The organism is Enterococcus salsurae (assembly GCF_054784955.1).
The window spans coordinates 42,163-63,753 of the sequence record NZ_BAAHWY010000007.1 but is presented as its reverse complement, the minus strand read 5'-3'; the positions used below and the strand labels follow the sequence as shown (position 1 = coordinate 63,753).

The 21,591-nt window shown below is 42.6% G+C and carries 23 protein-coding genes; 4 read left to right on the top strand and 19 right to left on the bottom strand.

The features are described from left to right. Window positions 1-132 precede the first annotated feature (132 nt). From ACYVRS_RS14700 to ACYVRS_RS14685, 4 genes are all read right to left on the bottom strand, one after another. Window positions 133-438, bottom strand: a complete 306-nt coding sequence (locus tag ACYVRS_RS14700) for a hypothetical protein (protein ID WP_313539531.1) — start codon at window positions 436-438, stop codon at window positions 133-135. Window positions 439-468: 30 nt separating this feature from the next. Then, a complete protein-coding gene (locus ACYVRS_RS14695; protein ID WP_313539533.1) occupies window positions 469-762 on the bottom strand; it encodes a hypothetical protein in 294 nt (97 codons plus the stop codon). A 31-nt stretch (window positions 763-793) separates the two neighbouring features. After that, window positions 794-1,363, bottom strand: a complete 570-nt coding sequence (locus ACYVRS_RS14690) for a hypothetical protein (protein ID WP_461203625.1) — start codon at window positions 1,361-1,363, stop codon at window positions 794-796. 402 nt (window positions 1,364-1,765) lie between these two features. Further along, a complete protein-coding gene (locus ACYVRS_RS14685) occupies window positions 1,766-2,038 on the bottom strand; it encodes a hypothetical protein (protein WP_461203624.1) in 273 nt (90 codons plus the stop codon). Here ACYVRS_RS14685 and ACYVRS_RS14680 point away from each other — a divergent pair. The 3 genes from ACYVRS_RS14680 to ACYVRS_RS14670 all read left to right on the top strand — a co-directional run bounded on the left by ACYVRS_RS14680 (window position 2,034) and on the right by ACYVRS_RS14670 (window position 4,496). Then, entirely contained in the window at window positions 2,034-2,432 is a 399-nt protein-coding gene (locus ACYVRS_RS14680; RefSeq protein ID WP_461203626.1) for a tyrosine-type recombinase/integrase, read from the top strand. The genes ACYVRS_RS14685 and ACYVRS_RS14680 overlap by 5 nt on opposite strands. Window positions 2,433-2,692: 260 nt before the next feature. Further along, window positions 2,693-4,045: a Y-family DNA polymerase gene (locus ACYVRS_RS14675; RefSeq protein ID WP_461203623.1), complete on the top strand. Its 1,353-nt coding sequence runs from the start codon at window positions 2,693-2,695 to the stop codon at window positions 4,043-4,045. Window positions 4,046-4,217: 172 nt separating this feature from the next. Next, on the top strand, window positions 4,218-4,496 hold the full coding sequence (locus ACYVRS_RS14670; protein ID WP_054116476.1) for a hypothetical protein: 279 nt from the start codon (window positions 4,218-4,220) through the stop codon (window positions 4,494-4,496). 37 nt (window positions 4,497-4,533) lie between these two features. On the opposite strand, the gene ACYVRS_RS14665 is transcribed toward ACYVRS_RS14670, so the two are convergent. From ACYVRS_RS14665 to ACYVRS_RS14655, 3 genes are all read right to left on the bottom strand, one after another. Then, window positions 4,534-5,004 (bottom strand): hypothetical protein, encoded by a 471-nt coding sequence (locus ACYVRS_RS14665; RefSeq protein ID WP_313539547.1) that lies wholly within the window; start codon window positions 5,002-5,004, stop codon window positions 4,534-4,536. Between the two features lie 68 nt (window positions 5,005-5,072). After that, window positions 5,073-6,308 carry a CCA tRNA nucleotidyltransferase gene (locus ACYVRS_RS14660; RefSeq protein WP_461203622.1) on the bottom strand — a complete coding sequence of 412 codons (1,236 nt, stop codon included), beginning with the start codon at window positions 6,306-6,308 and terminating at the stop codon, window positions 5,073-5,075. Further along, window positions 6,295-6,645: a nucleotide pyrophosphohydrolase gene (locus tag ACYVRS_RS14655; RefSeq protein ID WP_313539553.1), complete on the bottom strand. Its 351-nt coding sequence runs from the start codon at window positions 6,643-6,645 to the stop codon at window positions 6,295-6,297. The genes ACYVRS_RS14660 and ACYVRS_RS14655 overlap by 14 nt, the downstream gene beginning before the upstream one ends. Before the next feature lie 139 nt (window positions 6,646-6,784). Here ACYVRS_RS14655 and ACYVRS_RS14650 point away from each other — a divergent pair, with 139 nt between their 5' ends. Beyond that, complete coding sequence (locus ACYVRS_RS14650; RefSeq protein ID WP_312499191.1) at window positions 6,785-7,690, top strand: YitT family protein; 906 nt, start codon at window positions 6,785-6,787, stop codon at window positions 7,688-7,690. 43 nt (window positions 7,691-7,733) lie between these two features. Here the strand turns inward: ACYVRS_RS14650 and ACYVRS_RS14645 are convergent, their stop codons facing one another. The 12 genes from ACYVRS_RS14645 to cmk form a co-directional block, all read right to left on the bottom strand. Then, window positions 7,734-8,291 (bottom strand): YpiB family protein, encoded by a 558-nt coding sequence (locus tag ACYVRS_RS14645; RefSeq protein ID WP_054116471.1) that lies wholly within the window; start codon window positions 8,289-8,291, stop codon window positions 7,734-7,736. 9 nt (window positions 8,292-8,300) lie between these two features. Next, entirely contained in the window at window positions 8,301-9,560 is a 1,260-nt protein-coding gene (locus ACYVRS_RS14640) for a tetratricopeptide repeat protein (RefSeq protein WP_461203621.1), read from the bottom strand. Then, entirely contained in the window at window positions 9,561-10,610 is a 1,050-nt protein-coding gene (locus tag ACYVRS_RS14635; protein ID WP_313539559.1) for a hypothetical protein, read from the bottom strand. A gap of 146 nt (window positions 10,611-10,756) precedes the next feature. Next, a complete protein-coding gene (gene ilvA / locus ACYVRS_RS14630; RefSeq protein ID WP_461198275.1) occupies window positions 10,757-12,007 on the bottom strand; it encodes a threonine ammonia-lyase IlvA in 1,251 nt (416 codons plus the stop codon). Between the two features lie 12 nt (window positions 12,008-12,019). Further along, window positions 12,020-13,009 (bottom strand): ketol-acid reductoisomerase, encoded by a 990-nt coding sequence (gene ilvC / locus ACYVRS_RS14625; RefSeq protein ID WP_313539564.1) that lies wholly within the window; start codon window positions 13,007-13,009, stop codon window positions 12,020-12,022. 48 nt (window positions 13,010-13,057) lie between these two features. Then, window positions 13,058-13,534, bottom strand: coding sequence for an acetolactate synthase small subunit (gene ilvN / locus ACYVRS_RS14620; protein ID WP_313539567.1), 477 nt, complete (start codon window positions 13,532-13,534; stop codon window positions 13,058-13,060). Window positions 13,535-13,536: 2 nt separating this feature from the next. Beyond that, window positions 13,537-15,237: a biosynthetic-type acetolactate synthase large subunit gene (gene ilvB, locus ACYVRS_RS14615; protein ID WP_313539570.1), complete on the bottom strand. Its 1,701-nt coding sequence runs from the start codon at window positions 15,235-15,237 to the stop codon at window positions 13,537-13,539. 2 nt (window positions 15,238-15,239) lie between these two features. Further along, a complete protein-coding gene (gene ilvD, locus ACYVRS_RS14610; protein WP_312499184.1) occupies window positions 15,240-16,925 on the bottom strand; it encodes a dihydroxy-acid dehydratase in 1,686 nt (561 codons plus the stop codon). A gap of 522 nt (window positions 16,926-17,447) precedes the next feature. Beyond that, window positions 17,448-17,723, bottom strand: coding sequence for an HU family DNA-binding protein (locus tag ACYVRS_RS14605; RefSeq protein ID WP_054116463.1), 276 nt, complete (start codon window positions 17,721-17,723; stop codon window positions 17,448-17,450). Between the two features lie 234 nt (window positions 17,724-17,957). Continuing rightward, window positions 17,958-19,268, bottom strand: coding sequence for a ribosome biogenesis GTPase Der (gene der / locus ACYVRS_RS14600; protein ID WP_312499183.1), 1,311 nt, complete (start codon window positions 19,266-19,268; stop codon window positions 17,958-17,960). Window positions 19,269-19,433: 165 nt separating this feature from the next. Further along, window positions 19,434-20,648, bottom strand: a complete 1,215-nt coding sequence (rpsA, locus tag ACYVRS_RS14595; RefSeq protein ID WP_461203620.1) for a 30S ribosomal protein S1 — start codon at window positions 20,646-20,648, stop codon at window positions 19,434-19,436. 211 nt (window positions 20,649-20,859) lie between these two features. Beyond that, window positions 20,860-21,531, bottom strand: a complete 672-nt coding sequence (gene cmk, locus ACYVRS_RS14590) for a (d)CMP kinase (protein WP_054116460.1) — start codon at window positions 21,529-21,531, stop codon at window positions 20,860-20,862. Window positions 21,532-21,591: the final 60 nt, after the last annotated feature.

Below are 21,591 nucleotides of genomic sequence, written 5' to 3'. Positions count from 1 at the left end.
TTTATGCTTTATGGAATCATCAGATTGGCAGTTAAACACGGAATTTCAGATTCCAAAAAAAATAATTTATGATTCTGTTGCTACTCTTTTAGGGTAGTTTTTTTATTTCCACAATTTTGGTGGATAGCGAAATCATTCTTTTGGTGATAAGACCCATTGACTGAAAATAATTAGGACTTTAAAAGATTCTTCCTCAGATAAGCAATAAAAATTATATATTGTTTCTTCTTCAAACATCTGGGTGTCTTTATCAACCAAATAGTAGAATAAATCCCAAGCATGGCTATGTTGCCAACTGTAAACATGTTTTAAATCATCTAGTAGCTCTTGCTGCTTCTTGTTGAGTTCTGATTGACTCTTCATTGATGACTCTCTTTTATCAATCAGATCACTAACATCTTTTATAGCTTCTTTGTATCCACGTACATATTCGCCCATATTTCCCCTCCTAGTTTGCTATCTCTGTCACTAGTTGACTGCTCCTTGCCAACTTGCAACGTGTATTTCTTCAGTTGAAACGCTCTGTAGATATCTTTCACGCCCTCTATCTATTACTCGTAAATCGTAGGGCTTTAGCCATTCTGATAAAGTTTCATTGTCTTCCCATCCATGGAAGATACAGGCACCTAATTTCCCATCAGCTTCAATTTCATATACATCGGCTTCGTAATTCCATGCGTTGTGAATAGTTTCAATTACATTTTTTTCAGATACAAGATCTATTTCACCGTAAGAATCCATTACTCTAAATTTATCGCTCATTTTGTTTTCTCCTATTCCGCTATCTCTGTCACTACTTGACTGCCACAAACATTTTTTCGTTGTATTGTTCTTCTATAATTTTATTAATCAACTCTATCACTATCAGATCGCCAGAATGATATAGTTTGTGTACTTCTTTTGAGATTGTAATTAGATTGCTTTCGTGATCTGAACCGCCTTGAGAAATCAAAATCAAATGGTGGATCTCAATATTCCTATTACTCGTTGGAATACGAATTCCATGCCCATTGTAATAAGCTAAATCTTCACCGGTAACTCGGCAATAGTATTTATCTCTAACAGCTATCTTGTAGGGTAAAGCAGCCATTCCTCGCTCCCAAACACATACTTTGCCATATCTTTTTGAGCATGTACCACTGCAAAATGAATACCTTCTTCCTTCTAACGTTTGACCACACCATTTACATGTTTTTTCCTTCGATCGCAAATCATTTTGGTAGCATTCGTCGGGAAGTTTTTCTCCGAAAACATCCTCGTATTCATAAAGAGAAAGCCATCTTCGAACGTACTTATCCTTTTGAGAATCAAAACGCAACTGACTCCCCATAGACTTATAATTAAATTGATCGCCAATTTTCAATTAATCACCCTTTCCGCTATCTCGTCCGATTACCAACTCAATCCACCTGTTCAAACAAAATGGCGTAGTCGTCAATGTCCAGAATCTCAGCTATTTCTTGTGCCTTTTTCAGCCTTATAATCAATTCTAAGTGGCTTTAACATTTTCTCGACTTTTGTTACTCGAATTTGAAACAAAATCAACGTACGATGCTTGAGGTGCACCGTGAACGTTGATTCTATTATTGTCTTATTGGATAATTGTGATTTTATTCTTGTTGATTAATTCCGAAAGTGCATCTGAAAGATAATTTTCTATAGACTCTTTTGCATGATATTTCCATAGGCCTCCATCTGCTTCAAAGAGAGCACATTCACCTCTGTCGTTGATTCGGAAGATGAACTGACCTTCTGGCTGCTCGACCTATAAGAAAGTACGATATGGACGTAGGGCTGCTGGACTTGGCACCCTTCCTTCTGCGACGGTTTTGGCGCCCGTTTTCACTGTTGCTGTCTGAGTTACTCCGTTATCTGTGACATCGGCACTATCATCGATTCGAATTGCACTAGCGAAGCGTAAGACCGCTTCTGCATCATCGGTACGATCAAACAAGGATTGAATATTGATCACAAAACGCTCTTGATCCATAAAACGATCATATGGGTATTTCTGCAATTCAGCTTGAGCGACAATCAAAACTGCAAACTCTGATAGGAAGATTAGTTTAGACGATAAAACAATAACAGTACTAAAAAGATGGCAGTTAAAACAGAAAGAACTACTGTTAAAAAATGGGATTAAAAATAAAGAACTAGTTTTCACAGATATCACTGGTAAAATGATTTACAGAACTGACATTTATCAGCGTTCAAAGAGAATCGCAGATAAATGTGGTTTACACAATATTGGCAATCACGGTTTTCGCCACACTCACGCATCACTACTATTCGAGGCCGAAGCAAATTTTAAAGATGTACAGACTAGACTTGGCCACTCTTCGATAGACATCACGATGGACATCTACACACATGTCACAGAAACAACCGAAAAGAAAACAGCAGATAAATTTGCAAGCTATGTTGGCTTCTAATTCGTTTTTTGACCTAATTTTGACCCACAACGAATCTCATAATCCAATATTTTCTGGTTTATAGTCGTTGGAGAAAAGTTGTCATCTCGCATTCTAACGAACTTAAGCCAGCTCTGATTAGGTCGGATGTTTACACCGCGAAACAAAATAATTCAATTAAGAAGTTCGTCCAAGCTGATAACCAAAGTTTGGACGAACTTTTTTTGTTCGCTTTACAATACGAACATTTGTTCTTATAATTGGAATCAGAGGTGATAAAAATGGGTGGTTTTAATTATGAAGAAGAACCAAAAAAAGACATTTTATTTATTGACGTCAAAAGCTTCTATGCCTCTGTTGAATGTGTTTCTTTGGGATTAGATCCGCTAAAGACTATGCTTGTCGTCATGTCTCATTCAGATAATACAGGCAATGGACTAGTTTTAGCGGCCTCCCCCATGGCAAAAAAAGTCTTAGGCATCACCAATGTCAGCCGCAACGACAACATGCCTGTACATCCAGATTTGATCAAAGTACCACCAAGAATGAGCTTTTATATCAAAGAAAATACCAAGGTCAACAATGTGTTTCGCAAATATGTGGCAGAAGAAGATCTCATGCTGTACTCCATCGATGAATCGGTGATGGATATCACCCGTAGTATGGATCTTTTCTTTCCCGATCCCACCTTTTCGCGGACAAAAAAAAGGTGGGAATTTGCACGAATGATCCAACAGGATATTTATCAAACGACGAAACTATACGTGACTATCGGTATCGGTGATAATCCCTTGCTGGCTAAGTTGGCATTAGACAATGAGTCCAAACACAATCAACACCTGATTTCAGAATGGACGTATCAAGATGTTGCCAATAAAGTATGGCAGATTGCTCCTATGACTGAATTTTGGGGTATTGGCCACCGGACTGAAAAGCGCCTGCATTTGATGGGGATCGAATCAATCGAACAATTGGCGCAAGCAAGTCCTGATTTTTTGCGCAGTCGCATGGGAATCATTGGCGAACAACTCTATCATCACGCCAATGGCATCGATCGCACGATTCTTTCTGAACCGGCGCCACAAGTCCTGGAAAAAAGTTATGGCAACAGCCAAGTCTTGAACCGCAATTATTACTTGCAAGAAGAAATCGAGATCGTGATCAAAGAAATGGCCGAACAAGTTGCGGCCCGCATTCGCCGTCATCATTGTCAAACTGCCTGTATCCATGTGTCGATTGGTGTCGCTTTTGGAGAAACGGCCAACGGGTTTTCACGGCAAATGAAAATCCCGCCGACAGACAATTCTCGCAAACTGATAGCACATTGTTTATTTTTATTTCGCAAATATTATACCGGGCAAGTCACTCGACATGTGGGCATCACCTATTCTAAACTGTTGTATACCGAAAATATCCAATTAGATTTATTTGACAATGCCGAAGAACAGCTGCAGCAACGCAACTTAGATTTGATCATAGATAAGATTCGTGAAAAATACGGCTTTACCGCCATTGTACATGCCAATAGTCATTTAGAAGGCGCCCGAGCGATCGCCCGCAGCAAATTGGTTGGGGGCCATGCTGGCGGGATGGACGGCATCTCGAATGTCGGACCGGAGAAACAGATCATGTGATTGTGGAAGGATCCAAGTCCTCCCTTCCGTTTTATTTGTCGATTATTTATCGAAAAACCAAACCAAGCCAAAGTATTTTACTTATTTTTTAAGATTTTGGAAAAAATGAGCAATTTGATTCTTTCACGATTCTTTCTAGGGTATCTTAGATATGTAAGGGGTGTGAGCAGAGATGAAAATAGACAAAATCGAATACAAGCGCGTGATCAATAATGCAGGACATCTTGAATATGATTTACTGCAGTTTCTAGAAAAGAACCGAGGCAGCGCTGCTGCTCAAGAATTGAAACAATCAGAAATCGACTATTTATTGTCAGAAGATATCCAACATCGGGTCATTCAGCAAGCCCGCAAAAGTCTTTTTGGTGATTCAATCATTATTAAAGACCATTTAGCCGAAGACTATCTTTTATTAAAAAAATACACGGATATTTTTCAACAATCATTATAAAAAAACGCAGAACTCAATGTTCTGCGTTTTTTGGTGCTTATTTTACTTCTGTTTCTGATAAATGTTCGCCATATACGTCTTCCACCGTTTGATTCGGATCGATGACGATATACAAGCTCTTTGTTTTTTCACTGATTTTGGTTGATTGGTAAACATTGTCCAATCCTTCAGTGTCTTTGTCTTTATAAGGGAAGTACACCAAATCAGGTGTGCCGTTGCGATAAAGGATTTCCATTCTTTCGATGTCTTCATATTTCAATGCCCGAGCAAACATGCCCAATTCCAGGCCGCCCAGATTGATATCATGTGTGGCTACATGATCGCCTTCTTGGAAAATCTCGATCTTGAACCCAGCACAAGGATGAATCTCAACGAACTCACTACCGTGGATACGACCAAAACTTGTTGTGATTTGTTTGATCCACAAGTCACCGATATAACGACGTTCGATCGTCCATGTTTCTCCATTACGGAAATAGAATTTTAAAGCTTTCATATCTCTAGCCATGACAAAACGCTCCTTTTCATTAGTATTACATTTTAATTCTAACACATTGTCTGCATTGGTACACAAATTTACTTTGCTTTTGACTGACTTTTTTCAGCGTGCTCCAGATAAGCTTGGGCAAACAACAATAATGCCTCTTGTTGATTGGCAATGTCTCGTTTCACAACCGACGCTTCCAACTGCTGCAGCACGTCTTTCAGCCACGGACCCGATGGCCGGTCAAATGCCCGTAATAAATCGCGGCCATTGACGGCTAAATCTTGTAGCTGGTGAATCGGCAATGCCTGATAGCGTGCTTCAACATCATTGAGACAGCCGTCTTGTCCGATAAAAGGCAATAGGCTTTCCACAAGTTCGATCGTAGTCATCCCTGCTTGATACAATGTACTGTCTGTCCAATCACCCGCTTTTCGCATCAACAAGAATTGGTAGCCAGCTTGGACTTGTCGAATACAAGCATTAGAACATTTCCACGCTTTTAAGAAAGGCCGTACTTCATGGGCATTTAAATGCAATTGATCAAGCAGTAATACCCACGCCGCCTCTTCTTTGATCAACGGTAAGGCAGGCAGATCGGCCATACGCAGCAGTGCCTCGCCATAGGGACGCAAACCAGGACAATATTGATAACATTCTGTCGCCACAAAAGCTTTTAATGCTTGATTTCGATGGGTACCCAATAACAACTTCACAAATTCGATCATCACTCGTTCTACCGATATCTTCGCCAGCAAGGCATGATTTTCTTGGATCGCAAGAAATGTCCGTGCCTCTAGTTCAAATCCTAATTGACTGACAAAGCGCACCCCTCGCATCATCCGCAATGCGTCTTCATGAAATCGTTCTTGGGGATTGCCCACTGCACGCAGCACTTGATTGTCTAAATCCGCCAGTCCATCAAACAAATCAATGATTTGGCCATCTTTTTGCAGCGCCAATGCATTGATCGTGAAATCACGCCGCTTGAGATCTTCTTGCAAGGAACGGACAAAGTCGACTTTGTCTGGTCGACGAAAATCTTGATATGCTGCTTCTGTACGAAACGTCGTGATTTCATATTGTTCTTGCTCCCATAGAACAAGAACGGTGCCATGCTCGATCCCAATATCGATCGTGCGAGGAAATAACGCTTTGACTTCTGCTGGAAAAGCGCTGGTAGCAATATCCACATCATGGATCGGCTGGTTCAAAATCGTGTCCCGCACGCTGCCGCCGACAAAATAGGCTTCAAAACCTGCTTCTTCGATTTTTCGTAATAACGGGGCTGCCTGAACAAAGGCCTCAGGTAGATTATTCAGCTTCATATGCTTGCCCATCTTTTCTTTCAAAGCGATAGCTGTCCCGTTGATTGAACTTTTGCATATTCGCATGGAATACTTCTGTTAAATCAATATTTAAAGAATTCGCCATGATCATGGTCACAAAGAGTACATCGCCCAATTCTTCGGCAACCGTTTTTTCAGCTTCATCCTGTTTCTTGCTTTTCTCTCCATAATAATGATTCACTTCTCGCGCAAGCTCACCTACTTCTTCTGTGAGCCGTGCCATTTGCGCGAGGGGGCTAAAGTAACCAGCTTTGAATTGTTGGATATATGCGTCGACTTCTGCTTGCATCGACGACAAGGATTGTTTGTCTGTCATTGTCTTCACCCTTTCTCTGTTATCTTACCAAAAGATTCTGCCCCTGACTAGACACCCGTCTTTGGGTCTGTTATTGTACAATCCTCCATTTCGTGCTACATTGATACTTGTGAATTTATAAAAAACGGAGGATAACAATTTGCGTACTTTATTTTCATGGCGAACAGTTCGTGATATTGTCTTGATTTTATTTGGCACGAGTATTTATGCCTTTGGTCTTGTTTATTTAAATATCCCAAATGACTTAGCTGAAGGCGGCGTGACGGGGATCACCTTGATCATGCGGGCATTATGGGGAATCAATCCAGCCATTAGTACATTGATTTTGAATATTCCCATCATTTTGATTGGCGGCAAGATTTTAGGTCGACGCTCGTTGATCTACACCATATTAGGCACCTTTGGTCTATCTTTTTGGTTGGCTTTTTGGCAAACGATCCCTTTTGCTATCGATTTGCAGCATGACTTGCTGATCGTTGCCTTGCTTGCCGGCTTAGTCGCCGGTATTGGTAGCGGTATTGTCTATAAAGTTGGTGGTACCACGGGCGGTGTCGATGTTTTAGCACGGATTTTAGAAAAAAACTTCGGGATCACGATTGGCCGCTCCTTACTGATTTTTGATGTCTTTGTCTTACTGCTTTCCTTATCTTATATCGATTTGAAACGGATGATGTATACGTTGATTTTCTCCTATGTCTTTTCTCGCGTGATTGATTCGATCCTTGACGGCGGTTATTCAGCCAAAGGGATCTTGGTCATCAGCAATCATACAGAAGAGATGACACCCGTACTCATGGATGAACTGGAACGGGGGGTGACCTTCTTGCACGGAGAAGGCGGCTACTCTCGCGTAGATAAACAAATCATTTATATGGTCGTCAGCGGTAGAGAAATCTCAGAGGTCAAACGAATCGTCCATGACTTTGATGCCCAAGCATTTGTTTCAGTCATCAATGTCCACGAGGTGGAAGGTGAAGGGTTTACTTATTTACGACCTAAATCACGCTTTTTGCAACGCAAAACAAATACACCTAAAACAAAATAAAAGGATTGAAGAATCATTGCTGATTCTTCAATCCTTTTTGCTTTTAATGACTTCCTTCTTTTTGTTGCAGCAAGTAGCGATTGACTTCGTCTGATAAAGCCAAAAAAGCATCTCGATCGCCATCTTCTAGCGCCATATCGATTTGCCGATATAAGGTATCGATCTTGGTTTGTGTTTCTTCTTCCGAAAGGAAACGCTGTACATTTTCGGCCATTTCCTGATCTAAGTGATCATTCCAGCGATCATTGGGGTTATCTTCTAAAACCGCTAGATAAAAAGCATGGCTCCACGCATCGGGAAACAGACATTCCAAATATAGAGGTTTTTTCCAATTCATCCGTATCTCATGAAATATCTGATCGATATCAAAAAACGTCTGCTCAGCAATCGTCAATACAAAAGGTTCCCCACCGATTTCAGTGCTGCGGACACTCAAACCGCGGTCGGTCAACGCAGCCCCTTCAACAAAATGAACATTGTTCAAGATCGCCTCGTGATTTGCTAAATAGTTCAATACCCATGACACTTCGCGCCGGCTAAAAGACACAGTCGAAACAAGCCAATTCAGAAATTTTTTCTTTTCCTGTACATTGATGTTCATTTCTCTCACCTATCTTTCCAGAAGGTCCTCCAGAATGGATTGTACTTCTAAATCACTGGGTTCGTGGGCCAAATAATGCTGCAATACCTGTTTTGCTTCTTGCAATCGTCCTTCTTCTCTCAAGAAAAGACCATATTCTTTCATAAAGGCTGGTTCATGATGCAGGGACTCATTGGCTTCCTCGTAATATTTGGCAGCCAAATCAAAGTCTTCCATTGCATGATAAGCTTGCGCCAGATTCCACAATGCATGGGGTTGTTCATTGTCTTCCATTTTTTCAATGGTCAAAACAGCTTCTTGCCAGCGTTCTTCATTTAGATACAGATTGCTGAGGGTCAATAAGGTTTCATCTTCCTTTTCACCTGTTTCCAAAGCTTTTAATAAATACTGCTCTGCACTATCGCTATCATGCAGGCGATACGCATTCTCAGAAGCAAAATGATAAAAATCGACTTGAAACGGATCTTCATTGATGCCCTCTTCAATGACCCGCTGTGCTTCTTCTAATTGTTCTTCTTCTTGTAAGGCTTCCGCTAAGTAGAGATAGACTGCACGATATTGAGGATTCATCACCCGCAATTGCTGCAAATAGCGAATCGCCTGTTCATTTTCTTTCAATTGCAAGTATACCAATGCGGTTTGGAACAATCGTTCATCTGTCTGATTGTCCGCCAAACTCGCTTCAAAATACTCCACAGCTTCTTCAAATCGTCCTGCCATGCTCAAGGATGTACCCATCCGTTCCACCACAGAAATACCAGATACATCTGACACATCATCCGTTAAGAGCCCTTGGTAAAGATCTACAGCCTCTTGGTAACGGTCGGTGGTCATCGCCAACTCTGCCAACGCAAAGCGAATCAGCGCTTCTTCAGGCAGCAACGCTTGCGCTTCTTTCAATTTTGCTTCACTGACTTCCGGAATGCCAATCATTTGGTAAAGATCCGCACTCAACAGCAACGCTTGTACATACGCATCGCTGGTTGCCGGAATTTGATCCAGATAGGTGAAGGCTGTTTCGATATCATCGTTTTCCATCGCAATTTCTGCTAGCGGTAACAACAGTGCCTCGTTGTCAGGGTATCTTTGCTGCAATGTTTGATAGAGTGTTTTTGCCTCTTCTAAAAAGCCGATTTCAAGTAACTCTCCCCCAAGGGCATCTAATGTTTCATCCTCATCGTTTTGCAAGGCTTCCGTAAAGTTCAACTGTGCTTCTGCTAAGTCTTCAGCAGCCAAAGCTTTTAACATTTTTTCGCTATATGTATCCATTTAATTCCCTCTAATCTGCTTGATTAATTGCTCATAAGACGTAAGTGTTTGAACTAAGTCTTCTTCATTGACAGCAACTCTGCCCCCTATTGTACCAACTTTTGACAAGAATAACAGTTTTTTTTCTTTCTTTTGCAAATCCAACACGTGGGTCAAGTAATCGCTGATTGAAAAACTTTCCGGCAAGGCAACAGGATAACCCAAACGATAAAGCCACTGCCCAAACTGCACGAGATCAACAGTCAACTGCTGCTGATTGACTGTCCAAATAAAATGAAACAAAAAACCATAAAATATTTTCATCGTATCAGATAACAAGTGGCCATTTTCGGTTTGATACAAGGCCTCCGTAAACAGTTGCCCAAATTCTTCCAAATACGCGCCTTGCTGCTGATAAAGTTCAATGACTTTATCTGTATATGCTGCGAAGGATTGTTTCATCATGCTCGATTGATCAGGATAACTTCGATATAACGCTTTTATGAACTGCGGATCGCTGACGATGCCACAGCGGATCAAGAGTAAGAAATCAACGATTTTCCCCTCCTGCTGCTTGTCGGCAATCGTTTGATCATAGATCACATAACCCGGCGCATTCGGATTTTCCAACATAGGAATATCCGGTTTTCTGACCACGATTGCCCGCTCTTTGACACTCTTAGCCAACCCCCGCAGCGAGACAGGAATCAACCATAGCGCTGTGTTCAATACAGCTGTTGCATGAATAAAACTGCTCAATGCCATGATGCCTTCATTGCCAAAGCCTACGATCAGCACGCGGCTTTGTTTAGGATAATGCCCTAAAAAATCCATTCCATGCGTAAATTCAGTAAAATTATTGCAATACACTTGATTGGTACAAATATACCAGCTAACGGCTTTAGGCAAGAATAAGCGCGTCAGCTTTTCATAAAAGCGATCATAGTAACGCTGATTCGTAAAGATGATCACTTGCTCAGCAACTACTTTCTGTTCTCGTAAAACAGAGGCCAACGTTTCACCGTATAAAATCACTGTTTCCTGTTGCGCCCTAGAAAATAGAAACTCCATAGATTGGCCTCCTTTCGTATGCATCTATTATACCAAGAAGGCGCTTAATCACCTACTAAATCGCAAACCTATGCGAAATCATACTGCCTAGACAAAAAAAGTGCCTCATGACTGACAAGCAGCACAAGACACTTCTGATAACATGTTTAGACAAGCAACGAGTATAATGATTGGTTGTTCTGCAGATTGATATATTGCGCATCAAACGCGGCAATCCGTGCCAACAAGGCATCTAGATCAGATGTCCGTTTTAACAAGATGCCCAGCATGACCGGTCCTGTCCCACGATTGATTTTTTTGGTGTACTCGAAGCGTGTGATATCATCATCTGGACCTAATACATGACTGACAAATTCTTTGAGCGCGCCTGGGCGCTGCGGAAAATTGATAATAAAGTAATGCTTCAACCCTTGGTAAATCAAAGACTTCTCTTCGATTTCCGCCATTCTAGAGCTGTCATTGTTGCCCCCGCTGATCATACAGACAACGGTTTTTCCTTTAATTTGCTCTTTGATCAACTCAAGAGCCGCTACACTTAAAGCCCCCGCAGGTTCAGCAACGATTGCTTGTTTCGTATAAAGTTCGAGAATCGTTTGGCAAATCGCCCCTTCTTCGACGGCTAGTAGGTGATCCACATATTCTTTGGTATGTTGATACGTAAGCTGACCGACTTTCTTGACAGCCGCACCATCAACGAATTTTTCGATCTGCGACAGCGCAACTGGTTCCCCCTGATCAAAGGCTGCTTGCATTGAGGCGGCACCGATTGGTTCCGCACCAATGATTTGAATATTGGGTCGTTTTCCTTTTAGGTAAGCCGCGGTACCGCTGATCAAGCCACCGCCGCCGATAGCTGCCACCACGATGTCGATATCATGATTTTCTTTGTCTGCATCTGCCAATATTTCAACTGCTGCGGTTCCTTGTCCTGCAATGATGGCTGGGTCATCGAATGGCGCGATGAAAGCCATCTGATTGTCCGCAGCATACCGCTGGGCTGCTTCAGCCGCAGCGTCAAAAGTATCGCCAACCAATTCGATTTTAACGAAATCCCCCCCGAAAAATTTCACCTGGTTGATTTTTTGTTGCGGGGTCGTCGTCGGCATAAAGATCACTGCTGACAATTGCCGTTCTTGACAAGTATAGGCAACCCCTTGCGCATGGTTGCCCGCACTGGCACAAACAACGCCACGGGCGACCTTTTCCTGATTTGCAGCAATCGCATAATAGGCTCCTCTGAGTTTGAAAGAGCGGACTATTTGCAAGTCTTCTCGTTTCAGCAGAATCGTTGCTTGGTATTTTTCAGACAAGAAACGATCATATTGCAGGGGGGTATGACTCACGACAGGTGCCAATTCTTGATAGGCTTTTTCAATCTCACTGACAGTCACAAACAAATTACTCCACCTCTAGTCTTTTGACACGAAAGGCATCATTTTTCTTAATTCACTGCCTACTCTCTCAATTTGATGGTTGCCATTTTCTTCCCGCATTTTATGGAATTCAGGGAAACCATTTTGATTGTCGGCGATAAAGCCTTTCGCGAATTGTCCATTCTGAATATCTGTTAGTACAGCTTTCATGTTGGCTTTGGCCTGATCGGTGATCACGCGGGCACCGGAAACATAATCGCCATATTCTGCTGTGTTAGAAATGGAATGACGCATTTTTTTGAAGCCGCCTTCGTATATCAAGTCGACGATCAATTTCATTTCGTGGCAAACTTCAAAATAAGCCAATTCTGGTTGATAACCTGCTTCAACGAGTGTTTCAAAACCAGCTTCGATCATACTCGTCAATCCACCGCATAACACCGCTTGTTCCCCAAATAGATCGGTTTCTGTTTCTTCTTTAAAGGTGGTTTCTAAGACACCCACGCGGGTAGCACCGATACCCTTTGCATAGGACAATGCCGTATCTTGCGCTTGACCAGTGGCATCTTGATAGACAGCAAATAATGCCGGTACAGCAAAGCCTTCAGTAAATGTCCGGCGCACCAAATGTCCCGGTCCTTTAGGTGCAACGAGGAAAACATCTACATCTTTTGGTGGTGTGATCACATCGAAATGAATATTGAAGCCATGAGCAAAAGCTAAGGCATTGCCTGCAGAAAGATTCGGTTCGATTTCGTTTTTGTACAAGTCACCTTGGATTTCGTCTGGTGCAAGGATCATCACCACATCTGCTTGTTGCACAGCTTCCGAAACAGGGTACACAGCAAAGCCATCATTTTTCGCCGCATCGGCTGATTTTCCTTCTCGAATCCCGATAAAGACTTCATGTCCGGTATCTCGCAAGTTCTGTGCATGGGCATGACCTTGTGATCCGTACCCGATAATAGCGATTTTTTTTTCTCCTAGATTGTCTGTGACTTCCTCGTTATAATATACTTTTACCATAGCTGTTTCCCTCCGAATTCTTTCTTTATTAAAGCAATAAGATTGCGTTTAACCTCTTGTAAAGCCAGTCACACCTGTCCGTGCCAGCTGTTTGATGCCGTAAGGCCGTAACACATCGATGCAGGCTTCGACCTTCTTCGTATCGCCTGCTACTTGGACCACGATCGTTTTCAATGCTACATCTACGATATGGGCACGAAAGGGATCGATCACGGCTTGGATCTCAGAACGGGTAGTCGTTGGCGCATTGACTTTGATCAGTACCAATTCCCGTTCGATGTGGGGCTCTTCTGTGATATCCGATACTTTCATCACATCGACTTGTTTGTTCAATTGTTTGATGACTTGTTCGGTTTCTGCCAACTGATCCACATGGACAATGATTGTCATGCGGGAAAAGTCTGGCTGTTCTGTGACACCAACTGAGATACTTTCAATATTGACTTGTCGCCGATTCAATACGCTAGTAATACGACTCAATACGCCAGCTTCATTGTGAACGATTGCGACCAATGTACGTCTCATACTCAAACCCCCATCATTTCATGATTCTCTTTGCCTGGCGGGATCATTGGCAAGACATGCTCAGAAGTTGAGACCATCACTTCAATCAGTTGTGGTCCTTTTTCGGCAAATGCTGCTTCTAGATCCGATGTAAGCTTGTCGTTGTCCGTGATCCGTATGCCTTGGACGCCATAAGCCTCAGCTAATTTGATAAAGTCTGGTTGTTGGCTGAACACCGAAGCAGATCGCCGTTCACCATGGAACGTTTCTTGCCACTGACGGACCATACCTAGGGATTGATTATTCAGCAGCACGAATTTCACGTTCAAACCGTATTCATTGAGGATCGCAAATTCTTGATTGGTCATTTGAAAACCGCCATCTCCTACGAACACCACGATTGTTTTATCTGGATAAGCAAATTGAGCACCAATACCAGCAGGAATGCCGTAACCCATCGTTCCCAGTCCTCCACTAGTAATCAATTGTTTGGGAAATTGGAATGGATAGTATTGTGCGACCCACATTTGATGCTGGCCCACATCCGTCACAACGTAAGCTTCTCCTTTTGTGATACGGCCCACTTCTTCAATGACCCGTTGCGGTTTGATTTCTTCTTGTTGTGTGCGGTCATAGCGATAAGGCTTTTCCGCTTTTCGGGTTTGGCAGCAGTCGACCCAGTCATGCCATTGATTCGGACTTGGTTTGTAGCGCAGCATTTGCTGCAGCGCGGCTTTGGCATCCCCTACGATAGGAATCTTTGTTGCAACGATTTTACCGATTTCAACAGGATCGATATCGATATGCGCCACAATGGCTTGCTTACCGAAACGACTGCCCGCCGTTGCCAAACGATCGTCAAAACGTGAACCGATATTGATGATCAAATCAGCTTCTGATAAAGCCATATTTGCTGCATAGGTGCCATGCATGCCCCCCATCCCTAAAAACAAAGGATGCGCCACTGGCAATAAACCTAATCCTAACAGCGTTGTGACCGTCGGTATTTGGTATTTGCCGACAAAACTGTGCAACTCTGCTGCCGCTTCTGCCGCGATCACACCGGCACCAGCTAAGACAACAGGGCGTTTGGCCTTACTGAGGACTTGCATCAGTTTCTCTATTTGCAGGATCGAAGGATCAATGGTCGGTTGATAACTCTTTCGCTGCACCGGCAATGAAAAACGGGCGGCTGTTTCTTGCAGCGTGATGTCTTTAGGCAGATCAATCACTACTGGCCCCTTACGGCCAGTATCTGCAATATGAAAAGCTTCCGCGATCACTTTGGGCAAGTCATCCACGCAGCGTACTTGGTAATTGTGTTTTGTGATGGGCAATGTGATCCCCAAAATATCAGCCTCTTGAAATGCATCCTTACCGATACCTGCAGTGGCGACTTGTCCTGTGATCACGACTAAAGGCACTGAATCACTCATGGCATCAGCGATGCCAGTCACAACATTGGTTGCACCAGGACCGCTTGTCACTAGCACAACCCCCACTTTGCCAGTGGCTTTGGCATATCCTTCAGCTGCATGGATCGCGCCTTGTTCATGTCGCGTCAATATATTCGGAATAGCCGCATCGTAAAGTTGATCATATAAAGGCAATACAGCACCGCCAGGGTAACCGAAGATCATTTCCACACCTTGGTCTTGCAGACTATCGACTAAGACTTTGGCACCTGTCCTCAAAAGATTGGGTTGATATTCGATATTTTCCATTGCTATTCCTCCTCTGGCACGCGCATCACGCCGCCGGTATTTGCTGATGTGACAAGTGCTGTGTATCGTCCCAGCCATCCATTTTTGACTTTGGCACGAAACTTTGGTCTAACTAAAGCACGTTGTTGCAAAATTGCTTCTGATACGTCTAAGTGAATAGAACGTTGCTGCAGATCGATCACGATCGTGTCACCGTCTTCTACGAGGGCTAACGGTCCGCCAGCAGCTGCTTCCGGCGAGATATGCCCGACCGCAATCCCCCGTGTTGCACCAGAGAAGCGGCCATCTGTGATCAAGGCAACATCTTTGCCTAATCCTCTACCGACGATACTTGAGGTAGGCGCCAACATTTCAGGCATGCCTGGTCCACCTTTCGGTCCTTCATAGCGAATCACCACTACATGCCCTTTTTGAACAGTATGATTATCAATGGCAGCAACGGCGTCATCATGAGCGTCAAAACAAATGGCTTTACCTTTAAAGACTTGCACACTTGGATCGACTCCGCCAACTTTGATCACACTCCCTTGTGGCGCGATATTGCCATAAAGGATCGATAGACCACCTACCGGACTATACGGATTTTCTTTTGGGTGGATCACTTCTTCATTGTGGATGATCGCATCTGCAACGTTCTCTCGCAGTGTTTTTCCAGTGACTGTCATTCGGTCAGGATGGATGGCCCCCTCGATATCGATCAGTTGCCGAATGATAGCAGATACACCGCCAGCTTCATGGACATCATGCATTGAGTATGCGGAGGACGGTGCGATTTTTGATAAATAAGGGACCCGTTCCGCAATATCATTGACACGCTGCAAGTCGTAATCGATCTCTGCTTCACTTGCGATGGCCAATGTATGCAAGACGGTATTGGTGGACCCGCCCATTGCCATATCTAACGCAAAGGCGTCATCAATGGCCTCTTTCGTGACGATGTCACGAGGCTTGATTTGTGCTTTGACCAAATCCATCAGATGAAACGCTGCTTGACGCACAAGTTCTCGCCGTTCTTGGGAAACAGCTAAGACCGTCCCATTACCTGGTAAAGCCAATCCGAGAACTTCCAACAGACAGTTCATAGAGTTGGCAGTGAACATCCCTGCACAAGACCCACAAGTAGGGCAGGCATTTTGTTCCATAAACTCAAAATCAGCCTTTGACATTTGACCATCTTTGTATGCACCCACAGCTTCAAACATAGAAGACAAGGTGGTTTGATGGCCTCGTGGATCGATTCCTGCTTTCATCGGTCCCCCTGAACAAAAGATCGCTGGTACGTTGGTACGCATCGCAGCCAAGATCATTCCTGGTGTGATTTTGTCGCAATTTGGTATATAGAAAACACCATCAAACCAATGGGCATTGATGACCGTCTCGGCCGAATCAGCAATGAGTTCGCGACTAGGCAGTGAATACCGCATGCCGATATGCCCCATGGCGATCCCATCATCTACCCCTATCGTATTGAATTCAAAGGGAATACCTCCCGCTTCTCTGATCGCTTCTTTGGCCACATCGGCTAATTCTCTTAAATGAACATGTCCAGGAACGATATCAATATACGAGTTGCAAATAGCAATAAACGGCTTATTCATATCGTGGATATTTTTTACCTGCCCTGTGGCATACAGCAAACTTCTCGCTGGTGCGGCATCAATGCCTTTTTTGATCTGATCACTTCTCACCTTTACCATCTCCTGCATTCTCGTATAAAAAAAAGCACCCCGGTTATAAAACCTGGGATGCTTTGTCAGAATCCCATTTTACTTACGCAAATAGGACTAAAACAAACGGATAAATTTTGCTTCCGTGTTCTAAGTCCTGGTATCAATAATAATGACTAATAAATATTGAGTGTAATTGCGCATGTAAAATGGCTCCTTCATGAGAAAATATGTTGTTGTTGTAATTGTTTACCAATATACCGCTTAGAAAAACCAAAGTCAACAAATTTTCAGAATTATTTTTCAATGATTACAGAACCAGACGGTTATTTTTCGGCGGTTTCGTCATTTAAGATGATAGGAATATACGGTTAAAACCCTACAACATAAACTGTTCCTATGTACTTGCATTCAAAACTATCTAGTTAAATAGTTATTTTATAATAACAAAAAAAACAGTGCATAAATGTGAATTTTCTGACTATTCAAAGGAAAAGAACAGCAAAAAAACCCTTGATTTCTCAAGGGTTTCATCAGACGAAATTATTTCACTGCGTCTTTAAGAGCTTTACCTGGTTTGAATGCAGGTACTTTGCTAGCAGGGATCTTGATTTCTTCACCAGTTTGTGGGTTGCGTCCTTTGCGTTCCGCACGAGAACGAACTTCAAAGTTACCAAAGCCGATTAGTTGAACTTTTTCACCGTTAGCTAAAGCCTCTTGAATTGTAGAGAATACAGCATCAACTGCTGCAGTTGCGTCTTTTTTAGTTAAATCAGTAGCTGATGCAACTTTTTCGATTAATTCTGCTTTATTTGCCATGGATGGTTTCACCTCCTGATATTTTTTTTGATGTCATACATCAACAAAAATCTTGAGTGGTCCAAGGTTTTTGTCAAATATTGATTACCATCAATATTCTGATATAACGTTATCATAAGAACCTTGTAATATCAAGGATTTTAACGTTTTTGAGCTGCTTTTTTTTGGTTTTTTTGCTTTTTTCTAGAAAAGAATAGATTTCTTTGTAAAAAGAAACAAAGTGTGTTAGAATCCTTACTTTCTTTTGCGTGGAATAATTCGGATCGGTGTCCCTTCAAAGGTGAACGCTTTGCGAATTTGGTTTTCCAAGAAACGATTATAAGAGAAATGCATCAACTCTTCTTCATTGACAAAAATAACAAAAGTAGGTGGTTTGACCGCCACTTGTGTTGCATAAAAAATCTTAAGGCGTTTGCCTTTGTCTGTTGGTGTTGGGTTGATTGCAACGGCATCCATGATGACATCATTCAACAATGCCGAAGGAATGCGCAAGTTTTGGTTCATGCTGACTTCCTCGATCAATGCTGGTAGTTTATTCAATCGTTGTTTGGTTACCGCAGACACAAAGATGATTGGTGCATAATCCAGATACTGGAATTCTTCTCTGATTTCTTCTTCAAAATCTCGTAGTGTATTGGTTTCCTTCTTCAATGTATCCCATTTATTGACCACAATGATGATCCCTCGACCAGCTTCATGGGCATACCCGGCGATGCGCTTGTCTTGTTCACGAATGCCTTCTTCTGCGTTCAAGACCATCAAGACGACGTCTGAACGTTCTATGGCACGCATCGCACGCATTACGCTGTATTTTTCGGTTGACTCATATACTTTCCCTTTTTTACGCATACCTGCGGTGTCGATCATGGTGAATTCTTGTCCTGAATCGCTGGTAAAATGGGTATCGATCGCATCACGGGTCGTCCCTTCAATCTCAGAAACGATCACCCGTTCTTCACCTAGAATCGCGTTGATCAAGGAAGATTTCCCTACATTCGGACGACCGATCAAGCTAAACTTGATGATTGAGTCATCTTCTTCTTCTGCTTCATTGGTAAAATGTTTGACAGCTTCATCAAGAACATCCCCAATACCCAATCCATGGCTCCCGGAAATCGGATATGGATCACCCAATCCTAAAGTATAAAACTCATAGATATCGGCCCGCATTTCTGGATTATCGACTTTATTGACAGCTAAAATCACTGGTTTGTTGCTCTTAAATAACATACGAGCCACCATTTCATCGGCATCTGTCACACCTTCTCTGGCACTCGTAATCAAAACAATGACGTCTGCTTCGTCAATGGCAATCTCTGCTTGATGCTTGATCTGATCCATAAATGGCTCATCGCCTAAATCGATCCCGCCAGTATCGATCACACTAAATTCTCTGCCTAACCATTCGCCAGTTGCATAGATACGATCTCTGGTCACTCCTGGAGTATCCTCAACGATCGAAATTCGCTCTCCAGCTATCCGGTTGAAAATGGTCGATTTACCCACGTTCGGACGTCCAACGATCGCTATTGTTGGATTTGACATTTTTTACCCTCCATTAAAAAACTGCATCTGTACTTGCTTGCAGTTTTGTATTCAATCTTACTTAGTTTACCTAATGCTGCGAAAAGTTGCAAGCTTTCTAAGAAAACAAAAAACCAGCTTATAACAAATTCAACTATCGAATCGTTATAAGCTAGTTGGCTATTCTTACTCTTCGTCGCTATCCTTTAAAGCATCACCTAAAATATCACCCATAGTGAATCCAGTTGACTCTTCAGGTAATTCATATGTGTCATCAGTTGCTTCTTCTTGGGCATCTGCCTTGTCATTTTTTTCAAGGGCTTTGATACTCAACGCGATCCGATGTTCTGCAGGGTTGACTTCAAGCACTTTGACTTGCACTTCTTCCCCTTCTTGCAAGACCTCATGCGGTGTTGCAATGTGTTTGTGGGAAATTTGGGAAATATGGATCAATCCTTCAACACCTGGGAAGACTTCGACAAAAGCCCCGAAGCTAGTCAACCGTTTCACGATTCCAGTCAATACGCTGCCGACTGCTGCTTGTTCTTCAATGTCGTTCCAAGGTCCAGGCAATGTGTCTTTGATAGATAAAGATACACGTTCTTTGTCTGCATCAACAGATAGTACACGGACTTTGACACTGTCGCCAACTGACAATACATCAGAAGGTTTGCCTACATGGCCATGAGAAATTTCTGATACATGGACTAAACCATCAATACCGCCTAAATCAACAAATGCACCAAAATCAGTCAAACGAGCAACTTTGCCTTCGATTTCTTGGCCTTCATATAAATCAGCCAAAATGGCTTCTTTTTGTTTTGATTTCTCTGCTTCAACAACCGCCTTATGAGAAAGGATCAATCGGTTTTCTGAAGGTTCGATCTCTACGATTTTAAAGGTCAATGTTTTGCCTTTATATTCTTCAAAGTCAGCTACAAAATGATCTTCCACCATTGAAGCTGGCACAAATCCACGCACACCCACATCGACGACTAAACCGCCTTTGACAACATTCGTCACAGGTGCTTCGATGATTTTGCCTTCTTGGAAGTCTTTTTCGATATCTTCCCATACTTTCTTGGCATCTAAGCGGCGTTTAGACAATAGGTAGCTGCCGTTTTCTTTGTCTTTACCGATGGCTGAGATCACAACCAATTCCAAGACATCCCCCACTTTGACTACTTCGTTGATGTCTTCTACAGGTGCAGTAGATAGTTCTTTCGCTGGAACAACACCTTCAACGCCGGCACCTTCGATACCAACGATAGCTTGGCGATCTTCAATGGCCAATACCTCGCCCTTTACGATATCCCCTACATTTACTTCTTGGAAATTATCTAAAGCAGCTTCCATTGACTCATTTCCGTTATCAACCTGTTTATTTTCAAAATCTGTCATCACTCGTGTCCTCCTAACCAACAATTCTGCATAATTGCACTACATCTTTTAGTTTAAATTAGAATGTAAAAAAAATAAAGCGATTTCGCTTATTTTCATAAAAAACTCTTATCTTTTCCCCTTAAAAATCTATTCAAATCAGTTTTCGCAAGATTTACACCATTTTTCTTTCTGAAAATAAAAAAACAGCGGGGAACACCCACTTGTTTTTTTAATATCCTTTTTTTGCTATTGTCTGTTTGATGGCTGAGACAACCGCTTCGATTGACATGCCTGACGTATCGATGCGTACGGCATCGGCTGCTTGTTTCAAAGGTGAAACAGCCCGATGAGAGTCTACGTAATCTCGTTGCTGGATTTCTTCTTTCAATACCTCAAAGGTCGTATCGATTCCTTTTTGCTGATTCTCTTTGAATCGACGGGCTGCTCGTTCTTCCACACTGGCAACTAAGAAAATCTTGACTTCTGCTTGCGGTAGGACTGCGGTGCCGATATCGCGACCGTCCATCACGACGCCGCCATTTACAGCAATCGCTTGTTGTTGTTCAACGAGCTTCTTTCTTACAGCCGCATGGGCTGAAACCTCAGACACAGCATTTGTAACGGCGGGTTGACGTATCGCCTCTGTCACTTCTTCAGAACCAACGAAGACTGATTGGCCATTCGTTCCCAGTTTAAAGGTGATGGGATATTGGTCGACCAAAGTGGCAATAGCCAGTTCATCGTTCAGTGCACAGCCGGTTTTTAGTGCCATATAAGTAATGCTTCGGTACATCGCTCCTGTATCGGTATAAATAAAGCCTAAATCGTTGGCAATGATTTTCGCCACGGTACTTTTGCCTGATGAAGCCGGTCCATCAATCGCAATATTGATTTTTTTCATTCGTTGATCGCGCCTCGTTTCCTTGCAAAGAACATCCATCATGTCATGCACTTTGCGTTA

Bases quoted from the DNA above. Each gene is read 5' to 3' on its own strand.
- ACYVRS_RS14665 (WP_313539547.1), bottom strand. From the start codon at position 5,004: ATGGCTAGAGATATGAAAGCTTTAAAATTCTATTTCCGTAATGGAGAA.
- ilvB (WP_313539570.1), bottom strand. From the start codon at position 15,237: ATGGAAAATATCGAATATCAACCCAATCTTTTGAGGACAGGTGCCAAA.
- der (WP_312499183.1), bottom strand. From the start codon at position 19,268: ATGTCAAATCCAACAATAGCGATCGTTGGACGTCCGAACGTGGGTAAA.
- cmk (WP_054116460.1), bottom strand. From the start codon at position 21,531: ATGAAAAAAATCAATATTGCGATTGATGGACCGGCTTCATCAGGCAAA.
- ACYVRS_RS14670 (WP_054116476.1), top strand. From the start codon at position 4,218: ATGAAAATAGACAAAATCGAATACAAGCGCGTGATCAATAATGCAGGA.
- ACYVRS_RS14655 (WP_313539553.1), bottom strand. From the start codon at position 6,645: ATGACAGACAAACAATCCTTGTCGTCGATGCAAGCAGAAGTCGACGCA.
- ACYVRS_RS14635 (WP_313539559.1), bottom strand. From the start codon at position 10,610: ATGGAGTTTCTATTTTCTAGGGCGCAACAGGAAACAGTGATTTTATAC.
- ACYVRS_RS14695 (WP_313539533.1), bottom strand. From the start codon at position 762: ATGAGCGATAAATTTAGAGTAATGGATTCTTACGGTGAAATAGATCTT.
- ACYVRS_RS14645 (WP_054116471.1), bottom strand. From the start codon at position 8,291: ATGAACATCAATGTACAGGAAAAGAAAAAATTTCTGAATTGGCTTGTT.
- ACYVRS_RS14675 (WP_461203623.1), top strand. From the start codon at position 2,693: ATGGGTGGTTTTAATTATGAAGAAGAACCAAAAAAAGACATTTTATTT.
- rpsA (WP_461203620.1), bottom strand. From the start codon at position 20,648: ATGACAGATTTTGAAAATAAACAGGTTGATAACGGAAATGAGTCAATG.
- ACYVRS_RS14605 (WP_054116463.1), bottom strand. From the start codon at position 17,723: ATGGCAAATAAAGCAGAATTAATCGAAAAAGTTGCATCAGCTACTGAT.
- ACYVRS_RS14660 (WP_461203622.1), bottom strand. From the start codon at position 6,308: ATGAAGCTGAATAATCTACCTGAGGCCTTTGTTCAGGCAGCCCCGTTA.
- ACYVRS_RS14640 (WP_461203621.1), bottom strand. From the start codon at position 9,560: ATGGATACATATAGCGAAAAAATGTTAAAAGCTTTGGCTGCTGAAGAC.
- ACYVRS_RS14700 (WP_313539531.1), bottom strand. From the start codon at position 438: ATGGGCGAATATGTACGTGGATACAAAGAAGCTATAAAAGATGTTAGT.
- ilvN (WP_313539567.1), bottom strand. From the start codon at position 13,534: ATGAGACGTACATTGGTCGCAATCGTTCACAATGAAGCTGGCGTATTG.
- ilvC (WP_313539564.1), bottom strand. From the start codon at position 13,009: ATGGTAAAAGTATATTATAACGAGGAAGTCACAGACAATCTAGGAGAA.